At 47.2% G+C, this 6,840-nt stretch carries 5 protein-coding genes; 4 read left to right on the forward strand and 1 reads right to left on the reverse strand.

Annotated features, from left to right (window positions below):
- Window positions 1-251 precede the first annotated feature (251 nt).
- Complete coding sequence (locus tag NCN04_RS06015; protein ID WP_250395485.1) at window positions 252-1,973, forward strand: hypothetical protein; 1,722 nt, start codon at window positions 252-254, stop codon at window positions 1,971-1,973.
- A gap of 199 nt (window positions 1,974-2,172) precedes the next feature.
- On the opposite strand, the gene NCN04_RS06020 is transcribed toward NCN04_RS06015, so the two are convergent.
- Window positions 2,173-2,505: a hypothetical protein gene (locus NCN04_RS06020; RefSeq protein ID WP_250395486.1), complete on the reverse strand. Its 333-nt coding sequence runs from the start codon at window positions 2,503-2,505 to the stop codon at window positions 2,173-2,175.
- Between the two features lie 759 nt (window positions 2,506-3,264).
- Between NCN04_RS06020 and NCN04_RS06025 the strand changes: the two genes are divergently transcribed.
- From NCN04_RS06025 to NCN04_RS06035, 3 genes are all read left to right on the forward strand, one after another.
- Complete coding sequence (locus NCN04_RS06025; protein WP_250395487.1) at window positions 3,265-3,897, forward strand: hypothetical protein; 633 nt, start codon at window positions 3,265-3,267, stop codon at window positions 3,895-3,897.
- 41 nt (window positions 3,898-3,938) lie between these two features.
- A complete protein-coding gene (locus NCN04_RS06030) occupies window positions 3,939-5,114 on the forward strand; it encodes a hypothetical protein (RefSeq protein WP_250395488.1) in 1,176 nt (391 codons plus the stop codon).
- Between the two features lie 4 nt (window positions 5,115-5,118).
- A partial coding sequence (locus NCN04_RS06035; RefSeq protein WP_250395489.1) for a Dyp-type peroxidase occupies window positions 5,119-6,840 on the forward strand: 1,722 nt, incomplete at its 3' end.

Genomic DNA, 6,840 nt, shown 5'->3' on the forward strand with positions numbered 1-6,840 from the left:
GTCCGGCAGTCCGGCTCGGGCTGCCGCCACGGAGAACCCACTCATGAAGCTCAGTGCGCAGCCGGCCTGCTCCACCAGCCGTGCCGATAAGGCATCAAAACAGCAGGGCATCAGATGGCAGGTGTCCTGCTCCAGCAAGGTGCGTAGTTGCTTAGCCGGTTCTGCGCTTTGGGGCACGGTGAGCGATCAATCGTGGTTCTGGCTCACCATCTTCAACGATCGGTGCCTGAGCAATCGTTTGAGCGATCGTCATGCCAGGAACGCTGCTGATGAATTGGAAGGAAGCGGTTCGATTCGGGTGTGGATTGATCGGAGATGGCTACCTCAGGGGAGACCAGCGTGCACAGCCATTCACCATGACGATCACCACGCGGCAACCTGAACTTGCTCTTCTCAAATACGAGCCCTTCCCTTCAGAGCAGACCCCCTGCTTCAGCCACATGCTGGTTTGCAGTACCGCACCCCTGGAGGCCGAGAGGCCCTTTCGCTTGGCTCTGACACAACCCGATTTTCGAGCGGATTTTGACAACAACGCCCAGAACTTCGCGCAGCTGCGCACCCATCTGTCCGAGTACTTCCAACGGCAGCAGAGCAACGGCAAGTCCCAGCGTGTGCGCGTGGTGGTTCGCATCCACGGCTACAACGTTCCCTTGAAGAGTGTGAGGGAGGAATACAAGCAGGCGGAACGCAAGTTCAGAGACGACGCCTGTCGGCTCACGGAATCACCCCCTGATGATTATGTGTTGTTTTTGCACTACGCCTGGCCGTCCGAGCGGATTGGTGCAGGAGGACCTTTGTGCTGGATCCGTGCCATGCCGATGGGCCTGTGGTTGCTGTTCGCTCTCGGCAGCCTGCTCGCGTTCTTGGCTGCCGGTTGGCTCGCTGCCATCGGTCAATTGTGTCTGGGGATCGGAATCACACTGATGCTGCTGCGTATGGTCACGTACTTTCGCGACCGTGAACGCGCCAGCACGTTTGGTGTGTTCGATGCCGTTGAGATGGTTAGAGCTCTCCACCACCTGGTCAAGGAGATCATCCCCGATCGCAGCTATCTGTCTGATCTTCAGAGCGGTAAGGAGCCGCGGATCAGCCTCAGTTTCCTGGGTCACAGCATGGGCACGTTCCTGACCACCATGCTCATCCGTGTTCTCACCAATGTCTTCGATCCCGAAGCGGATTCTCACCTCTGGTCGGCCAATGCCCAGTCGGGTCCCTTTGGTGGTCCAAGCTGCCCGCCGTCCTTCGAGGAGCAAGCGAACGAACGACAGCGAGAACAGCTCGCGCAGATTGGCGATCTTTTTAGCCTTGATCGTTTGATCCTCGTTGCTGCCGACATTCCTGTCTGGACCATCACCACAGGACGGTCCAATTACCTGGCCAGTTGCCTGCGCCGTTTTCGCCAGACATTTTTGTTTGTCAATGATGCCGATATGGTGTTGCGGCTCGCCTCAACCCTGGCCAATTACTTCGTGTTTCCCTCGGGTACGCGCATTGGTGGCTATCGGCTCGGCAATCTGAGCATCAAAGGGCGCACGCGACGTCAGGGTTACGGCAAGCGTGTCGGCGACCTGAGTGACCTTGAACTCCATGGCGCATTGGGTACGCAAAGCCTCTGTGATAAAAGAACATTCCGTTGTCAACGCTGGATCGGCTACCCGCTCAATGTGATCGACTGCACCGACTACGACGATGGCGGGCGTTATCTCAGTGCGTTCACGGCTCGCAATGCCGTGCAGAGGTTTTTCAACTACGCCGCCACGCTCATGGCGATGCTTGCTGGGTCGTTGAAACTCAGCACGATCGATGGCCATGGTGGTTATTTTCAGGGCAAGTTCTGCATGAATCTCCTCTACGAGCTGGCTCTTTATGGAGATGGCCATTCAGAACAGCCACTCGTCGGTACAGCCGACAAGCTGCGTCAACATCAGATCATCTGGATCGCGATTCCAAGCCATCAGCCTGGATTCGATTAAGGGGGCTCACTGATCGAATTCTCTAGGCCGTTGATGATTCCAGCGTTGCACTGGTCTTCGATCAACGTCACCTCCGTTGACGTCCATGAGGTATTTGTTTTTATCTTTCAGACATGAGTTCCTGTGCATGTGCTGCTTCAATTTGAAGGGCTTGGTAACTTGTAACCTGCTTGCTGGTCGTGCAAATAAGCAATAATATTCAACCAGCTTCGTTGGGCTGATAGTGTGCATTTGGCCAGAATTTATTGATTTCTTCTGCTTGTTGCTCTGCGCTGAATGACTCCCAAAGAATCCCGTTAACATCCTTTGACGCGGTGAACTCTTTTGCATTTGAATCTTCAAAGCCGAGATGCCTTAGCTCGCCTGGATTGCAGCTAGCATCTTGTCTTATTGATAAATTAATTTGTTCTGTTCTCCATAATGCATATTCATCTGGAACAACAATATTTGGCTCTTTCTCCAATCTCTCTGTGTAATCTTTTACACTTTTGTCTATTTCGTTAGTGGCGATTGCCAGGTGAATAACTTTCATTGGATCCTTTTTAAAAACTTGAATTATTGATTGGAGGGTTCCGATAATGACCTCCGAGCAGACTCAGATTTTTTGTGGTGCAGCCTAAGTAGGCTTGGACTTCCAAACCTTAGCCATGGTTCATGGGTCAGATAACCAGAAATCAATAAGACCACAAAGATGTAACGCGTGCTCTATGGCACCTAGTCGTTACTTGGAACGGAAATTGCCCTATAAGCCTATGCCTTACGTTCCAGATCAGAAGCGGGTAGCGCTTCCTGCACAGCATCCAGCCTCTTTTCCCGTCTTCTGACTCAGGATGCTGTGCAGGAAGGGATGGCGGAGCGTCTGCTGGATAACTTTCGTCCATTCTGCCCCCAAAGATGTGCGAGGTAAACACTTGGATGAGACATATTCATCTCCTATGAATTGCTTGAACTCGATCATCCTCAAGCTGGTTAGATCATCTGAAAGAAATCCTATTGAAGAGGTGAGGAGCAAAAGCTGCACCCGCAGACCATGCACAGAGATCGCATGACCTTAATCGTTAGACAATTGAGTGCTGTCAAAGCATTCAAAAATTTGTTTGTCGATTCAAGTGAGATCCTCTGCAATGTTGATCAAAGGACGTCTTAACTCTACGTCGACTGATTCTTCATCTTCGTTTCACCAGGCTTTAATTGTATTCTCATCAAGTATTAATCTTATACTTTTGATGAGCCAATGTTGTGATTTTCTTGGTGTTTCTAAAATTCCTTTCAAGGACCCCTCCTTTTTGGCATGCCATTAGGCGACATTGTTGGTAAATCTTCTGCCCTGACGGTCGTTACTCCTCTGTGGTGCTCTTGGATTAACCGTTTTTTGTTTGCTTTATATCGTTCCCTTCCAGCTCAGTTTTTCCCGTTGGTGAATCTTCAAATGATCCATTTCGCAAGATGGGTGATTTTGCCTAAGGATCGATGGCCCGGGCGCTCTGAAAAGTTTAAAACGCGTTACTCGTACCTTTTGTTTGTCTCAAATTTCAATGGGACTTGGGATGTCTATTTGGATGAGTTTTCGGATGTGATTTCATTGGGGATGGATACCATGTGGTATCGCAGTATTGGCTATCCAAAGTCGATCCCAAGCAGCCCATTCAAATCTTATATCGACGACAATTCAATAGAGTGTTCTTACTATTACAACGCTCTTCCGGGATTTTCGCTGCGAGATGTTTCCAGCGCCTTGAAAGTTCGTAAGGCAATTAATTATTTAGAAGAGCAGCTGTCTGAGATTAATCAAGACCCAGATAAGAACGATGCAACTATGGATGATTTGTTTTTTCAACACTTTCAGTCTGTCATGGCGAATTTGGCGAATCATTTTCCTTCCACCGGTAAGCCACCTCCGCACTCGCCTGACAACTCTCAGTAATGCTTCTTACTTAATTCAATTTTCCAAGGAGACTCGTTGAAATGCCGAGCCATGAGGCAGGGTTTTATCAGTTGACGGCATTGTTGCCGATCAAGACTGGACTATATACTAATTTGCCGTGTCAAGAGAATGTTTCTGACCCTAGTGATGGTACTCAGTCGTATGCTCACCACCTCAAAGGCTATTTGAATCAACTATCTGATTCGTTCCTGAAAAATATTGATCCTCCGGGGTCAGAATTAGACAAATTGCACTTATTTGATCATACGCGCTGTACACATTTTGCCAGATTTGTTGTTGTTGACCAGCTCTTTTATAATGGCCGCCGCCGGAATGATTCTCTAATAGATTTTCTAAGGACGTTAGTTGCTGGTAAGGATCTTCTTTCGGAAAAAGACAGAATCGACGCACTTGAGTCACCCTATCTCCTAATCGCTATTGATTTTGATTGTCATCCCAGCTCAACGTCTTGCGTTCAAGACTATTTGTCTGAGTTATGGCCTTATGCCAGGGAGGAATTGACTAAAATCTTTCATCATTGCGAGGGATTTTCTCTTCCATCACCTCCTCAGGATCAAAGGATTTTGGAGGCACATACACAGTATTGTCATGCTTATCACTCAGTAGAGCGATTGCTCCTGTCTCATGAAGTTGAGACAACATATCCATTCTCTGCTTACTTTTGGGTTGCCGACAAAGTGCAACGTTGGAACCCATCAACAGATCAACTGTCGCCCTCTGAATTTAAAAATCGATGGGCTCTGATCATTGTAGGAATTTTGCCATTCATTTTACTTGTTATGGCACTTCTCGTGCTGGCTATTTGTTTCGTAAGTTTGTTTTTCAATCTTTTGTATGACACAGCATTGTCGCAAGTGAATTTGAGTGATTTTTACCAAGCATTGAATCCATTGGGGCTCATAGGCTTTGGTGGGCTGGCTATCGCCTCCGTGGTTTTATTTATGTTTGCATGGCGTTATTTCATCAATAGTGCAAATATGCCGATGTCTCAAATTGATGGTGTTGATTTAAAGTCAATTGCAAAGTCATTGTATCTTCAAGAAAAGTTTCTAGAGATGTATCGCGATTGGCAGGAAAGTGATCGGTTTAATAAGGGCAAAATTCGCCAGCGCTTTGCGAGTTTTTTAGATGACCACAAGCCTTCCGATACTCACTCCCCTTCCATTCAACCTGGCAAATACTTTTCTGTTCGTTAATGCCATGACAACAATTTTGGACCGTCTTGATATCCAGGGAAACATCTTGCTCCCCTATGGTCGATCTTCCTACCCTCTTGCACGTCACTTCATTTTTCATGTTCGTGATCAAGAGGAAGCTCAGAAATTTCTGAGTTGGATTCAGCCTCAAATTACGACAGCTCAGTTTTTCCCGTCAAAGCGGTCCGCTCAAATGCAGATTCCTGAGGATCAGCTGAGAAAGGATACTCCAGAGGCTCTGCTCAATATTGCTTTTACAGCATCAGGTCTTAAGGCTTTAGGCGTTCCCAATTCAGTTCTTCGTCAATTTCCAGATGCTTTCTTAGATGGAATGTGGGAAAGAGCTGAAATGTTGAATGATAATCGACTTGATTGGAATAATGCCTGGAAGGATGATCAACACGAGCAAACTACGCATTTGATTATCAGCTTGCGTGTTGCATTTAATTCTTGTTTGAAAAAGATCTGTCTGCGTAGAGGTGATTCCTTTTTAAAGTCTGATTATCATTGTCAAGAGACTTTTAAGTTAGCCCGATCCATGATGATTAAAAATCTGGATCAAGAGTCTAGGCGCTTACTGGATCAGGCTGAACTGCATCGTTTGGTTGCTCTGACGGGACACTCCAGTGCTGATCCTGAATCGAAATGGCTTGAATGTGAATCATTGTTCCGTTCGCGACTCCAGGATCTTGCAATTGCCGGTATTAGTGATGATCAGTATTTAGACGATTTAGATAACCAAAAAAAGCGCCGGTATGTTGCTTCATCGGCAGAACTTACAGATTTGCGATATAGCGAATATGAACACTTTGGATTCTTTGATGGAATCGGAGATCCTGTTTTTGATGGTCAATATCCAGCTGCTTTTCAAGCGGAAATGGCACAAGGGCAAGGTCATCTCTCTTGTGGTCAGTGGAGACCGATCGCCCCAGGAGAATTCCTCTTGGGTTATCCCAATGAAGCACAGGAAACAACGTGCCATCCAATGCCCTATACCTTCAGCAAAAACGGAACATTCATGGCAGTTCGTAAACTAGAGCAGAATGTCACCGCCTTTCATAATGCCTTGGTGAAGCAGACTCCATTGATGGAGCATTGGCTTGATCAGGTTGAATGCTCATCATCTTCTGAGCAACCTTCCGCTGCTTCTCAATTCACCAAAGCGTTAAAAGTTCTTCGTGCGAAACTTGTTGGACGTTGGGATGATGGCACGCCATTGGTGCATGCTCCGACGTATGAATCATGGCTGAGCTTTCGAGTACGTCTCCTGACATTGGCAGGCGAGGCTCGAAAGGGTGGGCCTAGTGCAAAAGAAGCTTGGGAACAATTTAAAACTAAATTTACACGCTTTACCTTTGAGTCTGATGATACAAAAGGCAGAAGGTGCCCATTTGCCGCACATATTCGTCGGAGTAATCCCCGAGATAGTGGTGATCCTTCATTGCGCAATGATTCCGATCCTTCAGAAACATCTCAAGCAAGCTCTCTGCTTGTGAACCGTCGTCGAATTTTAAGGCGTGGTATGACCTATGGCTCACCTTCGGAGCTGATGAACGAGAATCCCATTGATCATGATTCATCCATCTCAGCTGATTCAGAACGAGGAACTTTTTTTGTCGCTATTTGTGCAGATCTTGCAAGGCAGTTTGAGTTTATGCAGCAGCAGTGGTTGAACTATGGATCCGATTTCAATTTAGGGAATGACATCTGTCCTATCGCTGGTGTA

This window comes from Synechococcus sp. MU1655 (assembly GCF_023630655.1).
Lineage (GTDB): Bacteria > Cyanobacteriota > Cyanobacteriia > PCC-6307 > Cyanobiaceae > Synechococcus_C.

Coding starts and splice junctions, on each gene's coding strand:
- NCN04_RS06015 (WP_250395485.1), top strand. CDS start 252: ATGCCAGGAACGCTGCTGATGAATTGGAAGGAAGCGGTTCGATTCGGG.
- NCN04_RS06020 (WP_250395486.1), bottom strand. CDS start 2,505: ATGAAAGTTATTCACCTGGCAATCGCCACTAACGAAATAGACAAAAGT.
- NCN04_RS06025 (WP_250395487.1), top strand. CDS start 3,265: ATGCCATTAGGCGACATTGTTGGTAAATCTTCTGCCCTGACGGTCGTT.
- NCN04_RS06030 (WP_250395488.1), top strand. CDS start 3,939: ATGCCGAGCCATGAGGCAGGGTTTTATCAGTTGACGGCATTGTTGCCG.